This is a genomic window from Mycobacterium sp. NGS63, assembly GCF_059812295.1.
Genome location: NZ_JCALCJ010000004.1, coordinates 48,954 through 66,890 on the forward strand (window position 1 = coordinate 48,954; position 17,937 = coordinate 66,890).

Annotated in this window: 15 protein-coding genes; 8 read left to right on the forward strand and 7 right to left on the reverse strand. The window is 73.0% G+C overall.

What is annotated here, in order from left to right; translation table 11 throughout:
* The first annotated feature begins 92 nt into the window (after positions 1–92).
* Entirely contained in the window at positions 93–893 is an 801-nt protein-coding gene (locus AC5Y4Z_RS10680) for a ParA family protein (protein ID WP_499963462.1), read from the forward strand.
* 10 nt (positions 894–903) lie between these two features.
* On the opposite strand, the gene AC5Y4Z_RS10685 is transcribed toward AC5Y4Z_RS10680, so the two are convergent.
* Complete coding sequence (locus AC5Y4Z_RS10685) at positions 904–2,115, reverse strand: Rv3212 family protein (protein WP_499963464.1); 1,212 nt, start codon at positions 2,113–2,115, stop codon at positions 904–906.
* 17 nt (positions 2,116–2,132) lie between these two features.
* A complete protein-coding gene (locus AC5Y4Z_RS10690; protein ID WP_499963466.1) occupies positions 2,133–3,689 on the reverse strand; it encodes a DEAD/DEAH box helicase in 1,557 nt (518 codons plus the stop codon).
* Between the two features lie 299 nt (positions 3,690–3,988).
* Here AC5Y4Z_RS10690 and AC5Y4Z_RS10695 point away from each other — a divergent pair, with 299 nt between their 5' ends.
* The gene (locus tag AC5Y4Z_RS10695) at positions 3,989–4,678 is read left to right on the forward strand and encodes a ferritin-like fold-containing protein (protein WP_499964727.1); all 690 of its coding nucleotides are present in this window, start codon (positions 3,989–3,991) and stop codon (positions 4,676–4,678) included.
* Here the strand turns inward: AC5Y4Z_RS10695 and AC5Y4Z_RS10700 are convergent.
* The gene (locus tag AC5Y4Z_RS10700; protein ID WP_499964729.1) at positions 4,675–5,385 is read right to left on the reverse strand and encodes an MmpS family transport accessory protein; all 711 of its coding nucleotides are present in this window, start codon (positions 5,383–5,385) and stop codon (positions 4,675–4,677) included. The genes AC5Y4Z_RS10695 and AC5Y4Z_RS10700 overlap by 4 nt on opposite strands.
* 201 nt (positions 5,386–5,586) lie before the next feature.
* Here AC5Y4Z_RS10700 and AC5Y4Z_RS10705 point away from each other — a divergent pair, with 201 nt between their 5' ends.
* Positions 5,587–5,862 (forward strand): DUF3107 domain-containing protein, encoded by a 276-nt coding sequence (locus AC5Y4Z_RS10705; RefSeq protein WP_499963469.1) that lies wholly within the window; start codon positions 5,587–5,589, stop codon positions 5,860–5,862.
* Here AC5Y4Z_RS10705 and fasR read toward each other — a convergent pair.
* Complete coding sequence (gene fasR / locus AC5Y4Z_RS10710; RefSeq protein ID WP_499963471.1) at positions 5,849–6,547, reverse strand: HTH-type transcriptional activator FasR; 699 nt, start codon at positions 6,545–6,547, stop codon at positions 5,849–5,851. The genes AC5Y4Z_RS10705 and fasR overlap by 14 nt on opposite strands.
* A gap of 195 nt (positions 6,548–6,742) precedes the next feature.
* Here fasR and AC5Y4Z_RS10715 point away from each other — a divergent pair, with 195 nt between their 5' ends.
* The 3 genes from AC5Y4Z_RS10715 to AC5Y4Z_RS10725 all read left to right on the forward strand — a co-directional run bounded on the left by AC5Y4Z_RS10715 (position 6,743) and on the right by AC5Y4Z_RS10725 (position 9,949).
* On the forward strand, positions 6,743–7,786 hold the full coding sequence (locus AC5Y4Z_RS10715; protein WP_499963473.1) for a DUF3152 domain-containing protein: 1,044 nt from the start codon (positions 6,743–6,745) through the stop codon (positions 7,784–7,786).
* 93 nt (positions 7,787–7,879) lie between these two features.
* Positions 7,880–9,058, forward strand: a complete 1,179-nt coding sequence (moeZ, locus tag AC5Y4Z_RS10720) for an adenylyltransferase/sulfurtransferase MoeZ (protein ID WP_499963475.1) — start codon at positions 7,880–7,882, stop codon at positions 9,056–9,058.
* A gap of 36 nt (positions 9,059–9,094) precedes the next feature.
* On the forward strand, positions 9,095–9,949 hold the full coding sequence (locus AC5Y4Z_RS10725) for a TIGR02569 family protein (RefSeq protein ID WP_499963477.1): 855 nt from the start codon (positions 9,095–9,097) through the stop codon (positions 9,947–9,949).
* A gap of 106 nt (positions 9,950–10,055) precedes the next feature.
* On the opposite strand, the gene AC5Y4Z_RS10730 is transcribed toward AC5Y4Z_RS10725, so the two are convergent.
* Genes AC5Y4Z_RS10730 through AC5Y4Z_RS10740 form a run of 3 tightly spaced genes read right to left on the reverse strand, consistent with a single transcriptional unit; the run spans position 10,056 to position 11,409 of the window.
* The gene (locus AC5Y4Z_RS10730) at positions 10,056–10,370 is read right to left on the reverse strand and encodes an MGMT family protein (protein WP_499963479.1); all 315 of its coding nucleotides are present in this window, start codon (positions 10,368–10,370) and stop codon (positions 10,056–10,058) included.
* Positions 10,371–10,372: 2 nt separating this feature from the next.
* Positions 10,373–11,155, reverse strand: a complete 783-nt coding sequence (locus tag AC5Y4Z_RS10735; protein ID WP_499963481.1) for an alpha/beta fold hydrolase — start codon at positions 11,153–11,155, stop codon at positions 10,373–10,375.
* A 47-nt stretch (positions 11,156–11,202) separates the two neighbouring features.
* Complete coding sequence (locus tag AC5Y4Z_RS10740) at positions 11,203–11,409, reverse strand: Rv3202a family protein (protein WP_499964731.1); 207 nt, start codon at positions 11,407–11,409, stop codon at positions 11,203–11,205.
* 92 nt (positions 11,410–11,501) lie between these two features.
* Here AC5Y4Z_RS10740 and AC5Y4Z_RS10745 point away from each other — a divergent pair, with 92 nt between their 5' ends.
* Positions 11,502–14,612 carry an ATP-dependent helicase gene (locus AC5Y4Z_RS10745; protein ID WP_499963483.1) on the forward strand — a complete coding sequence of 1,037 codons (3,111 nt, stop codon included), beginning with the start codon at positions 11,502–11,504 and terminating at the stop codon, positions 14,610–14,612.
* Positions 14,579–17,881 (forward strand): ATP-dependent helicase, encoded by a 3,303-nt coding sequence (locus tag AC5Y4Z_RS10750; protein ID WP_499964733.1) that lies wholly within the window; start codon positions 14,579–14,581, stop codon positions 17,879–17,881. Before AC5Y4Z_RS10745 ends, AC5Y4Z_RS10750 begins: the two co-directional genes overlap by 34 nt.
* Positions 17,882–17,937: the final 56 nt, after the last annotated feature.

The following is a 17,937-nucleotide window of genomic DNA, read 5'->3' on the forward strand; positions in this document are numbered from 1 at the left end:
TCGCGGGGGTCGAAGCCCGCAGCGCACCGCGGTCGAACATGCCAGGATGGGCACTGTACCGCGCGGCGACGATGGGGAGAGGAGCGGCGCTTGTGACCAAAACCCGGGTGCTGGCGGTGGCCAACCAGAAGGGGGGCGTCGCCAAGACGACGACGGTCGCGTCGTTGGGTGCGGCGATGGCGGACGAGGGCAAACGGGTGCTGCTCGTCGACCTCGATCCGCAGGGCTGTCTGACCTTCTCCCTCGGCCAGGACCCCGACAAGCTGCCGGCGTCCGTCCACGAGGTGCTGCTCGGCGAGGTCGAGCCGAACGCCGCGCTGGTCACCACGATGGAGGGAATGACGCTGCTGCCGGCCAACATTGACCTCGCCGGCGCCGAGGCGATGCTGTTGATGCGGGCGGGCCGCGAGTACGCGCTGAAGCGCGCGCTGGCCAAGCTCACCGACCAGTTCGACGTGGTCGTCATCGACTGCCCGCCGTCGCTGGGGGTGCTCACCCTCAACGGGCTGACGGCCGCCGACGAGGTCATCGTGCCGCTGCAGTGCGAGACGCTCGCGCACCGCGGCGTCGGCCAGTTCTTGCGCACGGTCGCCGACGTCCAGCAGATCACCAACCCGGAGCTGCGGCTGTTGGGCGCCCTGCCGACGCTGTACGACTCGCGCACCACCCACACCCGCGACGTGCTGCTCGACGTCGCCGACCGCTACGACCTGCCGGTGCTCGCCCCGCCCATCCCGCGCACGGTGCGCTTCGCCGAGGCCAGCGCGTCGGGCTCGTCGGTGATGGCCGGGCGCAAGAACAAGGGCGCGTCGGCCTACGGCGAGCTGGCGCAGGCGTTGATCAAGCACTGGAAGTCGGGAAAACCGTTGCCCACCTTCGCCGTCGAGGTCTAGTGCCGGCGCCTCAGCCCAGCGCCACCACGGTGTCGCCGCGCTGCTCGAACACCCGCGCCCCGGAAACGGCCGGGATCACCGCCGACGTGCTCGGCGCCCGGTTGACCGGGATGTAGCGTTCGTTCGCGCCGCTGACCGGGTCGTAGACGCCGATGCCGCCGGTGACCGGCACCAGCAGCCGGCCGGCCATCATCGCGCCGGGACCCAGCGGCGCCTTTTCCCCCGCGGCGATGGTGTAGCGCAGGGTCAGGTTGGCGGCGTCGAAGACCATCAGCGAATCGCCGGTCCACCAGGTCACCAGGTTGCCCGCCTGCGACGCCGCCGCCGCGTTCGACGGCGGCCTGGGCAGCAGCGTGCTTGCGACGGTGGTGCCGGCGTCGTCGACCACGTCCACCCGGGGCTGCGGCGCGGGCAGGTACACCGCCGTGTTGTTCTCCCAGACGGTCAGCACGCGCGCGCCCGAATCCGCCCCGATCCCGGGTTCGGCCACGACGCGCTGCTGGGGCTCGTCGTCCTCCTTGCCCGGGCGCAGCAGGACCAGCCGCAGGTCGGCCTGCTGCGCGCAGCTCTCCAGCACCGATACCGCCGACGAGCTGGCGGCCGCCGAGACCAGCCGGCAACCGGAGTGCAGCCCCCGCGCCGACGGCTTGACCCGCGCGTCGGTCTCGCCGTAGGCCAGCATCCGGACCATGTCCGAGCGCCACAGTTCCAGCCGGGTGTCGCCGGACGAGAGCACCGTCGTGCCGTCGGAGGACAGGCGCACGCGCGGATCCGCGTAGCCGCTGCGGGCGGCCCCGCGCCGGCCGGTGGCCCCGTCCAGGGTGCTGACCTGCCCGCAGCCGCGGTCGTCGCGGTAGACGGCGACGGCGTAGTGGTAAACCCAGGAAACCCCGCACAGGTCGCGGTCGCGGGCGTAGCTCCAGCGGGACTGGCCGGTGCCCGGGTCGCGCCCGTCGACCTGCCGGCCGTCGCCGGTGGCGATCGTGCCGCTGACCACCACGGGCGCGCTGGTGCCGGGGCTCCGGGCGGTCCACAGCTGATTCAGCGCGGCCGGCACCACCTTGGCGGGAGTCGGTGCCGGCAGCGGCACGGCGGCCGGGCGGCTGATCGTGGCCCGGGCGTCGCTGGTCCACCAGATCAGCGCCGCCGCGACGGCCACGACGACCGCGATGGTCGCGGCGGCGACGATGTCGCCCCTGGTCCGGCGCTCCGGTTTGACCATGCGTTTCCGCGGGGCCGTCAGCCGGCGGGCGTGGCGGCCGAATTGGCCACTGCCGCTGAGCCTTCGGCGGGCTTGCGGCGCCGGCGGCGGCGCCGGCCGGACCCGCCGGTCCCGGCGGGGGCGGCGGGCGCCGCGGGCGGCGCCGATGCGGCGGCCTCGCCGTTGGCGGCGCTGGGGTGCCCGGTGACGGGCTGGCCGCCGCGGGTGCGCCGGCGGCGCGCGCCCGAGCGCGAGCGGCCGGACTTCCCAGACTTCTCAGCGTTGTCGGACTTCTGCGTGCCAGTCGCAGCGCTTCGGCGCTGGCCGTGCGACTTGCGGGCCGTGCCGACCGTGCCGCCCACCTCGGCGGGGATGCCCAGCTCTTCGTACAGGTGCGGGGAGCTGGAGTAGGTCTCGGCCGGGTCGGGGGAGCCCAGGCCGAGCGCCTTGTCGATCATCGTCCAGCGGGGCAGCTCGTCCCAGTCCACCAGCGTGACCGCGACGCCGGTCTTGCCGGCGCGGCCGGTGCGCCCGATGCGGTGCACGTAGGCCTGCTCGTCCTCGGGGCACTGATAGTTGATGACGTGGGTGACATCGTCGATGTCGATGCCGCGGGCGGCAACGTCGGTGGCGACCAGCACGTCGATTTCGCCCGACCGGAACGCCTTGAGCGCCTTCTCGCGGGCGATCTGGCCGAGGTCGCCGTGCACGGCGCCGACGGCGAAACCGCGTTCGGCCAGCTCGTCGGCGACCTTCTGCGCGGTGCGCTTGGTGCGGGTGAAGACCATCGTCGCGCCGCGGTCGCGGGCCTGCAGCACGCGGCTCACCAGCTCCACCTTGTCCAGCGCGTGGGCGCGGTAGACGAACTGCTCGGTGGTGTCGTGGGTGGCGGCCGAGTGCGGCGCCTCGGCGCGGATGTGGGTGGGCTGGATCATGAACGTGCGGGCCAGCGTGATGATCGGGCCGGGCATGGTCGCCGAGAACAGCATCGATTGCCGGTCGGCGGGGATCTGTCGCAGGATGCGCTCGATGTCGGGCAAAAAGCCCAGGTCGAGCATCTCGTCGGCCTCGTCGAGGACCAGCGCCGACAACCCGCCCAGCTGCAGGTGGCCCTGCTGGCACAGGTCGAGCAACCGGCCGGGGGTGCCGACCACGACGTCGGCGCCGGCGCGCAGCGCGTCGATCTGGGGCTCGTAGGCGCGCCCGCCGTAGATGGACACCACGGAAAGCGCGCGTCCCTCGTCGGCGACAAGGTGCTTGGCCGCCAGCGCGAGGTCGTCGGTCACCTGCAGGCACAGCTCGCGGGTGGGCACCACGACCAGCGCCCGCGGGGTGCCGTTCAGTGGCCGGGCGGCGGTCCCGTCGGTGATGCGCTGCAGCAGCGGCACGCCGAACGCGAAGGTCTTGCCCATGCCGGTGCGGGCCTGGCCGATCACGTCGTCGCCGGCGAGCGCCAGCGGCAGGGTCAGCTCCTGGATGGCAAAGGGGCTCTCGATGCCTTTCTCGGCGAGCGCGCGGACGATTTCGTCGCGCACGCCGAGGCCGGCGAAGGTGGTTTTGGGGGTCGCTTCAGTTGTGCTGATGAGTGCGGTCATGCGTGGATGACAAGCCTTTCGGTGACGTATCGGTGTTGTCGGTTGTTTCTCTGTCGCGGTCACGCGCGCACGAGTTTCCGACTCCGATTCGTCGCCGAGTCGCGGCCCTCGTTACAGCCTGAGCGGGGCTCAGGCTGGGCGGGCCAGCTGTGCACGCACATTTCGCCGGTACCGGCTCACTACTGAATTTCAGCCGATACCGGGTTCCATGATAGCTGGTCGATAGCTGGCGCCCAGTTTGTCCTAATTCCGCCGACTAGAGTGTTGCCATGACCCCGCCCTCTTCGGCGCCCTCGTCGGTGCCCGCCCCCGCCGGCCAGGTGGACACTTCGCCCGCCCCCCGCCTGTCGGCGGACCACCCGGGCGTCAACGAGTTGTTCGCCGTGCTGGCCTACGGCGAGGTCGCCGCGTTCTACCGGCTCACCGACGAGGCGCGGATGGCCCCCGACCTGCGGGGACGGATCTCCATGGCGTGCATGGCCGCCGCCGAGATGCAGCACTACGAGCTGCTGCGCGACGCGCTGGAGCGCCGCGGCGTCGACGTGGTCGCCGCGATGGCGAAGTACGTCTCGGCCTTGGAGAACTACCACCGGCTGACGATGCCGAGCACCTGGCTGGAAGCCCTGGTGAAGACGTACGTGGGCGACGCGCTGGCCGCCGACCTGTACCTCGAGATCGCCGACGGGCTGCCCGACGAGGTCGCCGACGTGGTGCGCGCGGCCCTGTCGGAGACCGGGCATTCGCAGTTCGTCGTCGCCGAGGTGCGCGCCGCGGTGATGTCCAGCGGCAAGCAGCGCAGCCGGCTGGCGCTGTGGTCCCGCCGCCTGTTCGGCGAGGCGATCACCCAGGCCCAGTACGTGCTGGCCGAGCACGACGAGTTGGTCGACCTGGTGGTGGCCGGCCCCGGCGGCCTGGGCCAGCTCAGCGCGTTCTTCGACCGCCTGCAGCAGACCCACGACCGCCGGATGCGCGAACTGGGCCTGAGCTAGCGGCTGCAGGTGGCCACCGGGCCGCCGTTGGCCGACATCGCCACCGCCTGACCGGCGGCGTTGACGACCGAGCAGTTGAGATGGCCGTAGAAGCTGGTCGCGACCACCGACACCGTCTGCACGCCCGGATTCAGGACGATCACCTTCGACCAGGGCAGCGACACGTTGAACTCGGAGTGCTGGTAGCCCCGGGCGTCGGTGTAGACCACGTTGACCAGGTCGAGGAGCTGTTTCGTCCCCGTCACGCTGTAGACGACGGTCCGCGGATTCAGCGCGACCGGGGGCGGCGCGGCGACGGGCGGCGGCGCGGCCGTCGGCGTCTGCGCCGGCACCGGGACCGGGGACGCGCTGGGCGGCGGGGCCACCGTCGTCACCGTCTCGGGCGGCAGCGGGGGCACCGAGGCGCTGGGCGCCGGGCTGGGCGACGCGCTCGGTGCCGACGTCAGCGGGTGCGGGGCGGGCGCCCCGACGGTGGCCTTGGTCGACGCGCTGTCGCCGCTGTTGATGATGACGGCGGTCGCGATGGCGCCGACGGCCACCACGGTGCCCAGGATCGCGGCCGCCGGGCGCCAGCGGGTGTCCGCCGGCCACGCCAGCTCGCCGTAGCCGCCCAGGACGTCGGTGTCGGCTCCGTCGTCGTAGTCGTCGTCGGGGTAGTCGTGAACTGGGCCGAGACGATCGGTAAGCATGTTTCTGATGGTGCCGATGTTACTGATGTGGTGGATGCCCCGCCGGGGCGCCGAGCGCCATGTGGCCGAGCTGGGAGCGAATCGTTATCTTCGGGCGGACGACGTTTCGCTCATCGCGAACCACGGCCCGGGGGGACATGCGCCGCGCGGGCGTCCACTAGCCTGCTGCTGACACGTCGGATGACTTCAAGACTTCGACAGCATGCGGAAGGGGCCACGGTGGAGGTCAAGATCGGTATCACGGACAGTCCGCGCGAGCTGGTCCTGTCCAGCGCGCAGACGCCGGACGAGGTCGAGGAGCTCGTCGGCGCCGCGCTGCGCGACGCCTCCGGTCTGCTCAGCCTGAGCGACGAGCGGGGCCGCCGCTTTTTGATCCAGAGTTCCAAGATCGCCTATGTCGAGATCGGGGTCGCCGACGCCCGCCGGGTCGGGTTCGGGATCGGCGCCGAATCCGCGGCCGCCCGGGCCGCGGGAAAGGCCGCTAAGGGCGAGTAAGCGGCACGTGTGACAGCCCGCCCCAGGCGAACTGGACGGTGCCGTCGACCGCGTCGGACTTGGAGATCGGGCGGTCGGAGTCCAGCCAGTAGCGGGCGCAGTCCACGCTGATGCCGACCAGTCCCACCGCGATCATCCGGGCGCGGTGGGGATCCAGCCCCGAATCGGCGCTGATCAGGTCGAAAACGGCGTCGATGCACGCCTCGGTGGCCACCCGCACCTGCGCGGCCACCTCGGGCTCGGTGACGTAGTCGTTCTCGAAGATCAGCCGGTAGCCCTGGCTGTCGTGCTCGATGAAGTCGAAGAACGCCTGCACCGCCGCGTGCAGCCGCCGCCGGTTGTCCGTGGTGGTTTTCAGGGCCTGCTGCACGCCGGAGACGAGGTTCTCGACGTGCCGGTGCAGCACCGCCAGGTAGAGCTCCAGCTTGGAAGAAAAGTGTTGGTACAGAACGGGTTTGCTGACACCGGCCCGTTCGGCGATCTCGTCCATGCCGGCGGCGTGGTAGCCGTGGTTGACGAAGACGTCACTGGCGACGATCAGCAGTTGGCCGCGGCGCTCGTCGCGGGGCAGGCGGTTGCCGCGCCGGTTGGCGGTCACGATGCCGTCTCGCGGGGCGTCGCCCGGCCGAACCCGCTCGGCCGGTTTGACGGCACGTCGTGCCGTCGCCTTGGCGAGATCGCTCATCGAGTCCTCATTCGGTCGTTGCAACTGGCCGTCCGCCCGCCGGGGCCAGCCGCGCGCGGCTAGTCGCAACGACCTTACTACCGATGGGGCCGCCACGATCGCTATCGCCGCAGTCCGCGCCGGTGGCGGCCGCGTCGCGCGCGCATTCGGGCGCGCCAAGGGCGGTGACCGCGCGCGCTGTGCAATCCTGGGAAAATGACCTCCCAGCGGCCCGAGCACGGCACCGGCCGGGTTCCGGTGCTGCGCGACGAGTGGCGGGAACCGCTGCGGGCCCTGCGCGACCCGATCGCCCGGGACGCCGGACGGGCCCGCGTCGACCGGGACCGCTCGCGCCGCTGGCGCAAGCAGACGTGGCTGGGCCGGTTCGTCTCCACCTACGGCTGGCGCGCGTACGCGTTGCCCGCCCTGGTGGTGCTCACCGCGCTGGTGATCTATCAGACGGTGACCGGCACCGGCGCGCCGAAACCGACGGCGACCCAATCCATCCAGGGCACACCGGACATCGGGGCGGTGGGCACGTCGATCATGGACGCGCCGCCCCGCGGGCTCGCCGCCTTCGACGCCAATCTGCCGGCCGGGACGCTGCCGGACGGCGGACCCTTCACCGAGGCCGGCGACAAGTCCTGGCACGTCGTGCCGGGCGTGACCCCGCAGATCGGTCAGGGCACCGGCAAGGTGTTCCGCTACACCGTCGAGGTCGAAAACGGCATGGACCCCACGATGTTCGGCGGCGACGAGGCCTTCGCCCAGATGATCGACCAGACGCTGGCCAATCCCAAGGGCTGGACGCACAACCCGCAATTCGCGTTCATCCGCGTCGACGAAGCCAACCCGAACAACAAAGCCAAGCCCGACTTTCGCATCTCGCTGGTGTCCCCGGTGACGGTGCGCGGCGGCTGCGGCTACGAGTTCCGGCTCGAGACATCGTGCTACAACCCGGTTTACGGCGCCGACCGGCAGGCGCGGGTGTTCATCAACGAGGCGCGCTGGGTGCGCGGGGCCGTGCCGTTCGAGGGCGACGTCGGCTCCTATCGGCAGTACGTGATCAACCACGAGGTCGGCCACGCCATCGGGTATGTGCGCCACGAGCCCTGCGAGCAGCAGGGCGGCCTGGCGCCGGTGATGATGCAGCAGACGTTCTCCACGTCCAACGACGACGCCGCCAAGTTCGACCCCGATTTCGTCAAGGCCGACGGCAAGGTCTGCCGGTTCAATCCCTGGCCGTATCCGATCGCCTGACTCGGCCCTGTTCGCGCCGAAACTGCGCTCAGCGCGTGATCTGCCCCCGTAAACGCGATCTCCGCGCAGTCTCGGCGCCGATACCATGGATAGGTGTCGTCGTCACTGCCCCCGCTGGTCGAGCCGGCGGCCGAACTGACCCGCGACGAGGTGGCCCGCTACAGCCGCCACCTGATCATCCCCGAGCTCGGGGTCGACGGGCAGAAGCGGCTGAAGAACGCCCGGGTGCTGGTGATCGGCGCCGGTGGTCTCGGCGCGCCGACGCTGCTCTACCTGGCCGCCGCCGGCGTCGGCACCCTCGGCATCGTCGACTTCGACATCGTCGACGAGTCCAACCTGCAGCGCCAGATCATCCACGGCACGGCCGACGTCGGGCGGTCCAAGGCCCAGTCGGCGCGCGACTCGATCGCGGCCATCAACCCGCTGGTCGACGTGCGGCTGCACGAATTCCGGCTCGACGCGGGCAACGCCGTCGACCTGTTCGGGCAGTACGACCTGATCCTCGACGGCACCGACAACTTCGCCACCCGCTACCTGGTCAACGACGCCGCGGTGCTGGCGAGAAAGCCGTACGTGTGGGGGTCGATCTACCGCTTCGAGGGCCAGGTATCGGTGTTCTGGGAGGACGCCCCCGACGGGCGGGGCCTGAACTACCGCGACCTCTACCCCGAGCCGCCGCCGCCCGGGATGGTGCCGTCCTGCGCCGAGGGCGGCGTGCTGGGCATCATCTGCGCCTCGATCGCGTCGGTGATGGGCACCGAGGCGATCAAGCTGATCACCGGCATCGGCGAGCCGCTGCTGGGCCGGCTGATGATCTACGACGCGCTTCAGATGAGCTACCGCACCATCAGCATCCGCAAGGACCCGTCCGAGGCTTCCAGGCCGCGGATCACCGAGCTCATCGACTACGAGGACTTCTGCGGCGCGGATGTCGCGCAGGCGCCCGGCGACTCCGCGATCACCCCGCGGCAACTGCGCGAGCTGATGGACTCCGGCAAGAAGCTGGCCCTGATCGACGTCCGCGAGCCGGTCGAGTGGGACATCAATCACATCGACGGCGCCCAGCTGATCCCGAAGTCGACGATCAGTTCCGGTGAGGGACTGGCCAAGCTGCCCCACGACCGCACGGCGGTGCTGTACTGCAAGACGGGTGTGCGCTCCGCCGAGGCGCTGGCCGAGGTGAAGAAGGCCGGTTTCTCCGACGCGGTCCATTTGCAGGGCGGGATCGTGGCCTGGGCCAGGCAGATGCAGCCCGACATGGTCATGTACTGACCCGAAACCCGTGTTGGCCTCGTCTAGGCTACCGATGTGACCGTCGAGCCACCGCCCGAGCATGTGCTGGCGGCGTTCGGTTTGACCGGTTCCAAGCCCGTTGCTCTGGGCGCCAGCTGGGAGGGCGGCTGGCGGTGCGGCGAGGTCGTCCTGTCGATCGTGGCCGACCACGCGCGCGCGGCCTGGTCGGCGCGGGTGCGCGAGACGTTGTTCGTCGACGGCGTGCGGCTGGCCCGGCCGGTGCGCTCGACCGACGGGCGCTACGTGGTATCGGGGTGGCGCGCGGACACCTTCGTCGCCGGCACACCCGAGCCCCGCCACGACGAGGTCGTGTCGGCCGCGGTGCGGCTGCACGAGGCGACCGGCAAGCTGGAACGCCCCCGCTTTCTGACCCAGGGGCCCACCGCGCCGTGGAGCGACGTCGACGTCTTCATCGCCGCCGACCGCGCGGCGTGGGAGGAACGGCCGCTGGCGTCGGTGCCGCCGGGCGCGCGGACCGCGCCGTCGACGGCCGATGGTGAGCGCTCGATCGAGCTGATCAACCAGCTGGCCAGCCTGCGCAAGCCGACCAAGAGCCCCAACCAGCTGGTGCACGGAGACCTTTACGGCACAGTGCTTTTCGTGGGCACCGCGGCGCCGGGGATCACCGACATCACGCCCTATTGGCGGCCGGCGTCGTGGGCCGCGGGCGTCGTCGTCGTCGACGCGCTGTCCTGGGGCGAGGCCGACGACGGGCTCATCGAACGCTGGAACGCGCTGCCCGAGTGGCCGCAGATGTTGTTGCGGGCGTTGCTGTTTCGCCTGGCGGTGCACGCGCTGCATCCGCGGTCGACCGCCGAGGCGTTCCCGGGCCTGGCCCGCACCGCGGCCCTAGTGCGCTTGGTGCTCTAGACCAGGCCGCGGTCAGGTTTGACTGTGAATCCTGGGCGTCGCGCGTGAATCCCGGGCGGAAAAACCGCCGAATCCCCGCCACTCGTTCACACTCAACGCCCTGGCTTCACACCCAAAGCCCGCCACCGAACTCGTAGCGGACCTCGTCCAGCGCGACCCTCCCGTCTTTCGCCAGAACCCCCTCGGCGCGCAGCAATTCGAGCTGCCGGCTGGTCAAGTGCCGCGCGGGGCGCCCGGACGCGGTGATCACCCGGTGCCAGGGCAGGTCCGAGGAGTCGGTGCGCATGATCCAGCCGACGATGCGCGGGCTGGAAAGCCCTGCGACAGCGGCGATGTCGCCGTAGGTGGCCACGCGGCCCGACGGGATCGCCGCGACCAGCGCGCGCACCCGCTCGACCTGCTCGTCGGTCACCGGCGGCATGCTCAGCCCAGCAGTTCGCGGACCAGCGCCGCCACCTCGGTGGGCTTGGCGTACGGCACCATGTGGTTGCAGTCGAAATCCAGCAGCCGAAAATCGGGGCCGAGCCGTTGCCGCAGCCCGTCGATCAGGTTCTCGCCGACGTACGGCGGGGACGTCCGCTTCGCGCGCACCAGCACCGTGGCCGTTCCGGGCGGCGGCAGCACGGCGTCGCGGGCCAGCTCGCTCCAGTACGACATCATCGCCGGCAGGCTGACGCGCCAGCCGTAGCGCCCGTTGGGCAGCTCGACGAGGTGCTCGGCGATCTCGGTGTCCAGCCACGCGGGGTCCACGTCGGCCCACGAGCCATGCACCTTCTCCAGGCGCGCCTCGTCGGGGTCCGGATAGTCGGGGGAGGCGAACATCGCGTGGGCGATGTCGCGCATCCAGCCCCCGTCCAGCCCGACGGCCGGGTCGAGCAGCAGCAGCCCCGCCACCAGGTCGGGGCGGGCGGCGGCCAGCTGCATGGCCAGCGCGCCGCCGAACGAGTGGCCGACCACCAAGACTCGCGCGTTCGCGGCGTCCATGTCGAGCAGCGCCGCCAACGCCGCGACGTTGGCGTCGATGCTCCACGGCGCCGCCCACGACGAGTTGCCGTGGCCGAGCAGATCGGGTGCGGCGACGGCGATTTCGGGCAGGTGGCCGGCCAGCTGCCGCCAGCGGCCCCCGTAGCCGGTCAGGCCGTGCAGGGCGAGCAGCCGCACCGGACCGGTCGGGCCGTAGCGGTGGACGTGCAGGTCGGCGGTCACCCGTCGATGGTGCCAGTCGCCGCCGACGCCGTCATCGGGTGCCCGGCTCAGTCGTCCCGATCGTCGTCGGCGACGGGGACGACGAAGGCCTGCTCGATCACGTCGGCCTCATTGGCATCGCGATCGGTGGCGTCGGCGTTGACGTACGTGGCGTCCACACCGGCCTCGTCGCCTTCCGGATCGAAACCGACGGCCCGGCGCTGGTCCACCGCGTCCGCTTCGGGCACTTCGTCATCTGGGCCAACAGACACGATCTGAAATCCCTCCTTGGCTGGTGTTGGGGCTTTCCGATTCCAGTATCCGGCGCTCGCGCCGAGTTGTCAGACCCCCGTGGTTGCATGCAGCCATGCCACACACCTGGAACGACGAGGCCGCCGCCGCCCTGGCGCCCGGCCTGCGCGGGCGGGTGCGTGTCCTGGGTGGTCCCGGCACCGGCAAGAGCGCCCTGCTCGTCGACGCGGCGGTGGCCCAGATCGGCGCCGGTGTCGACCCGGAATCGGTTCTGCTGCTTACCGGTTCGGGCCGGCTGGGGATGCGCGCGCGCAGCGCGTTGACGACGGCGTTGCTGCGCGCCACCGGCCCCGGCCGGGCCGCGGTGCGCGAGCCGTTGGTGCGCACCGTGCACAGCTACGCCTACGCCGTCTTGCGGCGTGCCGCCGAGCGGGCCGGCGACCCGCCGCCGCGGCTGGTCACCAGCGCCGAACAGGACGCCGTCATCCGGGAGCTGCTGGCCGGCGACCTCGAGGACGGCCCCCGCGCGGCGAGCGCGTGGCCGGCCCAGCTGCGGCCCGCCCTGCGCACCGCCGGCTTCGCCACCGAACTGCGAAACCTGTTGGCGCGCTGCGCCGAACGCGGGGTCGAGCCGCAGGAACTCGAGCGCCTGGGGCGCCGGTGCCGGCGCCCGGAATGGGTGGCGGCCGGACAGTTCGCGCGCCAGTACGAGCAGGTGATGTTGCTGCGGGCGGCCGTCGGCACGGCGGGGCCGCAGGCCACCGCGCCGGCGCTGGGTGCCGCCGAGCTGGTGGGTGCGGCGCTGGAGGCCTTCGCGGTCGACGCCGAACTGCTGGCGGCCGAACGCGCCCGGCTGAAAGTGCTGCTGGTCGACGACGCGCAGCAACTCGACCCGCAGGCCGCCCGCCTGGTTCGGGTGCTGGCCGCGGGCGCCGAGGTGACCCTGGTCGCCGGCGACCCCAACCAGGCGGTGTTCGGCTTCCGGGGCGGTGAGGCGTCCGGCTTGTTGTCCGACGATTCGCCCGCGGTGACGCTGACGGTGTCGCAGCGCTGCGCGCCGGCCGTGGCGCGGGCCGTGAGCGGCATCGCGGCCCGGCTGCCCGGCGGCAGCGCCGGCCGGCGCATCGACGGCACCGGAGCCGAGGACGGATCCGTCACGGTGCGCCTGGCCGCCTCGGCGCACGCGGAGGCCGCCGCGATCGCCGACGCGCTGCGGCGCGCGCATCTGGTGGACGGGGTGCCGTGGTCGCGGATGGCGGTCGTCGTCCGCTCGGTGCCGCGCGCCGGCGCGCGGTTGCCGCGCGCGCTGGCCGCCGCCGGGGTGCCGGTGGCCGCGCCAGCCTCGGGCGGACCGGTGTCCGACGAGCCCGCGGCCCGGGCGCTGCTCACCGTGCTGGCCGCCTCCGCCGACGGTCTCGACGGCGAGCGCGCCCTGGCGCTGCTGACCGGGCCGATCGGCCGCGTCGACCCGGTGTCGCTTCGGCAGCTGCGCCGAACGCTGCAGCGCGCCAACCCGGATCGGGCACCGGGCGACGTCGGGGCGCTCCTGGTCGAGGCCCTGCACGCCGACCCGCCGCGCCCCGGCCCCCTGCGGCGGGTGCGCGCGGTGCTGGACGCGGCCGCGCGCTGCCACCGGGACGGCCAAGACCCGCGCTACACCCTGTGGGCCGCCTGGCACCGGTCCGGGCTGCAGCGTCGCTGGCTGTCGGCCAGCGAGCGCGGCGGCTCCGCCGGAGCCCAGGCCGCCAGGGACCTGGCGGCGGTGACCGCCCTGTTCGACGTCACCGACGACTACGTGTCGCGCACCCCGGGCGCGTCGTTGCGCGGCCTCGTCGAGCACGTCGCGGCGCTGCAACTGCCCCGCGCCAACGCCGAGCCGGTGTCGGAGGCCGAGCAGGTCCGGGTGCTCAGCGCGCATGCCGCGCTGGGACACGAATGGGACTTCGTCGTCATCGCCGGGCTGCAGGAAGGCCTGTGGCCCAACACCGTTCCGCGCGGCGGCGTGCTGGGCACCCAGCGGCTGCTCGACGTGCTCGACGGTGTCACCGAGGACGCCTCGGTGCGCGCACCGCTGCTGGCCGAGGAGCGCAGGCTGCTGGTGGCGGCGATGGGTCGCACCCGGCGACGGCTGCTGGTGACCGCTGTCGACGGCGACGCCGGCGGGGCCGACGGGGAGGCCGCGCTGCCGTCGGCGTTCTTCGCCGAAATCGCGCAGTGGTCCGACGGCGAAACCGTTGATGCGCAACCGGTCTCGGCGCCGCGGGTGTTGTCCGCGGCGGCGCTGGTGGGCCGGCTGCGTGGTGTCGTCTGCGCCCCCGAGGGCGCGGTGGGCGACACCGACCGGCGTTGCGCGGCAACGCAATTGGCGCGACTGGCCAGGGCCGGGGTGCCCGGCGCCGACCCGGCCGGGTGGCAGGGGCTGATCCCGGTCAGCACCAGCGAGCCGCTACGGGGAGCCGCCGACGTCGTCACGCTGACGCCGTCGACCCTGCAGACGCTGACCGACTGCCCGCTGCGCTGGCTGGCCGAACGCCACGGCGGCACCGACGCGCGCGACCTGCGCTCCACGATCGGCTCGGTGCTGCACGCGCTGCTCGCCGAGCCGGGCAGAACGGAAACGCAACTGCTGGCCGAGCTCGACCGCGCCTGGCAGCACCTGCCCTTCGACGCCCCCTGGCATGCGGCCAACGAGCTGTCCCGCCACCGCGCCATGATCGAGGCGTTCCTCGAGTGGCGCGCGCAGACCCGGCGCGAGCTCACCGAGGTCGGCGTCGAGGTGGACGTCGACGGAACCCTCCCGGCGCCAGGCGATGACGGCGGCGAGATCCGGCTGCGCGGGCGCATCGACCGGCTGGAGCGCGACGCGGCGGGCCGCTTGGTGATCGTCGACATCAAGACCGGCAAGACACCGGTCAGCAAGGACGATGCGCAACAGCACGCGCAGCTGGCCATGTACCAGCTGGCCGTGGCCGAGGGCCTGATCCCCGCCGGCACCGAGCCCGGCGGCGCGCGCCTGGTGTACGTGGGCAAGGCGGGCGCCGCCGGCGCCACCGTGCGCGAGCAGGACCCGCTGACCGCCGCCGCGCGGGACGAGTGGCGCGAGCTCGTCCGGCGGGCGGCCGACGCGACGGCCGGGCCGCAGTTCGTCGCCCGGCGCAACGACGGGTGCGCGCACTGCCCGATCCGGCCCAGCTGCCCGGCCCACGCCGACGGGGCGGCGCTGTGAACCCCCGCCACAGCCCGGCCGAATTGGCTTGCGCGCTGGGGCTTTTCCCGCCCACCCCCGAGCAGGCCGCGGTCATCGCCGCGCCGCCGGGCCCGCTGGTCGTCATCGCGGGGGCCGGGGCCGGCAAAACCGAGACCATGGCCGCGCGGGTGGTGTGGCTCGTCGCCAACGGCTACGCCGAGCCCGGCCAGGTGCTCGGGCTGACGTTCACCCGCAAGGCGGCAGGCCAGCTGCTGCGCCGCGTCCGCTCCCGGCTGGCCCGGCTGGCCGGTATCGGCCTGGGCGCCAACAGTTCCGACCCCGACGGCGCCCCGGTGGTCAGCACCTACCACGCGTTCGCCGGCTCGCTGCTGCGCGAGCACGGCCTGCTGCTGCCCGTCGAGCCCGACACGAGGCTGCTCGGCGAGACCGAGCTGTGGCAGCTGGCCTTCGACGTCGTCAACGGTTACCGCGGCGAGCTGCGCACCGACAAGAACCCGGCCGCGGTCACCTCGATGGTGTTGCGGCTGTGGGGTCAGCTGGCCGAACACCTGGTGGACACTCGTCAGCTGCGCGACACCCACGTCGAGCTGGAACGGCTGATCCACGGCCTTCCGGCCGGCCCCTACCAGCGCGACCGCGGTCCCAACCAGTGGCTGCTGCGGCTGCTGGCCACCCAGACGCAGCGCGCCGAGCTGGTGCCGCTGCTCGACGCGGTGGGCGAGCGGATGCGCGCCGCGAAGGTGATGGACTTCGGCGCCCAGATGGCCTCGGCCGCACGGCTGGCCGCGGCCTTCCCGCAGGTCGGCCAGGACCTGCGCGGCCGCTACCGGGTGGTGCTGCTCGACGAGTACCAGGACACCGGGCACGCCCAGCGCATCGCGCTCTCGGCGCTGTTCGGCGGCGGTGTCGACGACGGGCTCGCGCTGACGGCCGTCGGCGACCCGATCCAGTCGATCTACGGCTGGCGCGGCGCCTCGGCCACCAACCTGCCGCGGTTCGCCACCGACTTCCCGCGTTCCGACGGCACCCCCGCGCCGGTGCTCGAGCTGCGGACGAGCTGGCGCAACCCCCCGGAGGTGCTGCGGGTTGCCAACGCCGTCTCGACCGAGGCGCGACAACGGTCGGTGGCGGTGCGCGCGCTGCGTCCCCGCCCCGACGCCCCGCCCGGTGCCGTGCGCTGCGCCCTGCTCGCGGACGTGCGCGCCGAACGCGAGTGGATCGCCGACCAACTCGACGGGCACTACCGGCAAGCCCGCGCCGGCGGCGTCAACCCACCGACGGCCGCGGTGCTGGTGCGCCGCAACGCCGACGCCGCGCCGATCGCCGACGCCCTGCGCGCGCGGGGAATCCCGGTCGAGGTGGTCGGTCTGGCCGGGCTGCTGGTCGTCCCGGAGGTCGCCGACGTCGTCGCGATGCTGCGCCTGGTCGCCGACCCGACCGCGGGCGCGGCGGCCATGCGGGTGCTGACCGGGCCGCGCTGGCGCCTCGGCGGCCGGGACATCGCCGCGCTGTGGCGGCGGGCGGTGGCCCTGGCCGGGACACGCCCGGGCCCTACGCCCTCGGCGGAGTCGATCGCGAGGGCGGCCGGCCCCGACTCCGACGCCCCGTGCCTGGCCGACGCGATCGGCGATCCCGGCCCGGCCGGTGCGTACTCGCCGGCCGGGCATCAGCGCATCACCGCGCTGGCCGCCGAATTGACCGCCCTGCGCGCCCATCTCGGCCACTCCCTGCCCGACCTGGTCGCCGAGGTGCGCCGCGCGCTGGGCGTCGACTGCGAGGCGAGGGCGGCGTCGGGCGCCGGGCAGCCCTGGGCCGGGGCCGAACACCTCGACGCGTTCGCCGACGTCGCCGCCGGCTACGCCGAACGCAGCAACGCGACGGAGGCGGCGGCCTCGGTGGCCGGCCTGCTGGCCTACCTCGACGCCGCCGAGGCCGTCGAAAACGGCCTGCCGCCCGCCCCGTCGACCGTGGCGCGAGACCGGGTCCAGATCCTCACCGTGCACTCCGCCAAGGGCCTGGAGTGGCAGGTCGTCGCCGTGGCGCACCTGTCGGGCGGCATCTTTCCCTCGACCGCGTCGCGCAGCACCTGGCTCACCGACGCCGCCGAGCTCCCGCCGCTGCTGCGCGGCGACCGGGCCTCGGCGGGCTCGCTGGGCATCCCGGTGCTGGACACCTCGGCCGTCACCAACCGAAAGCAGTTGTCCGACACAATCTTCGAACACCGCCGCCGGCTCGAGCAGCGGCGCGTCGACGAGGAACGCCGGCTGCTGTACGTGGCCATCACCCGCGCCGAGGACACCCTGCTCGTCTCCGGGCATCACTGGGGATCCACCGGGGTCAAACCGCGGGGCCCGTCGGAATTCCTGTGCGAGCTCAAGGACGTCATCGACCGTTGTGCCGCGGCCGGCGACCCGTGCGGGGTGGTGGACCAGTGGGCGCCAGCCCCCGCGGACGGCGAACGAAACCCCATGCGCGACAACGTCGTCGAGGCGGCCTGGCCCGCCGACCCGCTGGCCGGCCGGCGCGGCGACGTCGAGGCCGGCGCCGCCCTGGTGCGCCAGGCCATGTCGGGCGGCGGCGAAGACCCCGGCGCCGACGTCGAGGGGTGGGCCGCCGACGTCGACGCGTTGCTGGCCGAGCGGGCACGGTCGGAGCGCGCGCCCGCCCGGGCGCTGCCCAGCCAGCTGTCGGTCAGCGGCCTGGTCGAGCTGGCCCGCGATCCGGCCGGCGCGGCGCAGCGGCTGGTGCACCGGCTGCCCACGCGCCCGGAGCCGCACACGTTGCTCGGCAACGCCTTTCACGCCTGGGTGCAGAAGTTCTACGGCGCCGACTCGCTGTTCGAGCTCGGCGACCTGCCGGGCGCCGCGGACTCCGACGTCGGCGACACCGGCGAACTGGCCGCGCTGCAGCAGGCGTTCACCCAATCCCCTTGGGCGGCACGCACTCCCGTGGCCGTCGAGGTGCCCTTCGAGATGCCGATCGGCGGTACCGTGGTCCGCGGCCGTATCGACGCGGTGTTCGCCGACCCCGACGGCGGCGCCACCGTGGTGGACTGGAAGACCGGCGAGCCCCCGCGCGGCGCGGACGCGCTGCGCCAGGCCGCCGTCCAGCTCTCCGTGTACCGCCTGGCATGGGCCGCGCTGGCGGGGATCCCGGAATCGTCGGTGCGCACGGCCTTCCATTACGTGCGCGCCGGTGCCACGATCACCCCCGCCGAACTGCCGGACCCCGAGGACCTGGTCGCGCCGCCGGCCGATTCCGCCGACGACCGCGCCGCGCGTGTCTGACGTGGTTACATTTGAGGCGTGCGGGTGGCGTGCGGTGGGCTCGATTCGATAACGGA

Coding starts and splice junctions, on each gene's coding strand:
- fasR (WP_499963471.1), bottom strand. CDS start 6,547: ATGAGCGATCTCGCCAAGGCGACGGCACGACGTGCCGTCAAACCGGCC.
- AC5Y4Z_RS10690 (WP_499963466.1), bottom strand. CDS start 3,689: ATGACCGCACTCATCAGCACAACTGAAGCGACCCCCAAAACCACCTTC.
- AC5Y4Z_RS10745 (WP_499963483.1), top strand. CDS start 11,502: ATGCCACACACCTGGAACGACGAGGCCGCCGCCGCCCTGGCGCCCGGC.
- AC5Y4Z_RS10715 (WP_499963473.1), top strand. CDS start 6,743: ATGACCTCCCAGCGGCCCGAGCACGGCACCGGCCGGGTTCCGGTGCTG.
- AC5Y4Z_RS10685 (WP_499963464.1), bottom strand. CDS start 2,115: ATGGTCAAACCGGAGCGCCGGACCAGGGGCGACATCGTCGCCGCCGCG.
- AC5Y4Z_RS10730 (WP_499963479.1), bottom strand. CDS start 10,370: ATGCCGCCGGTGACCGACGAGCAGGTCGAGCGGGTGCGCGCGCTGGTC.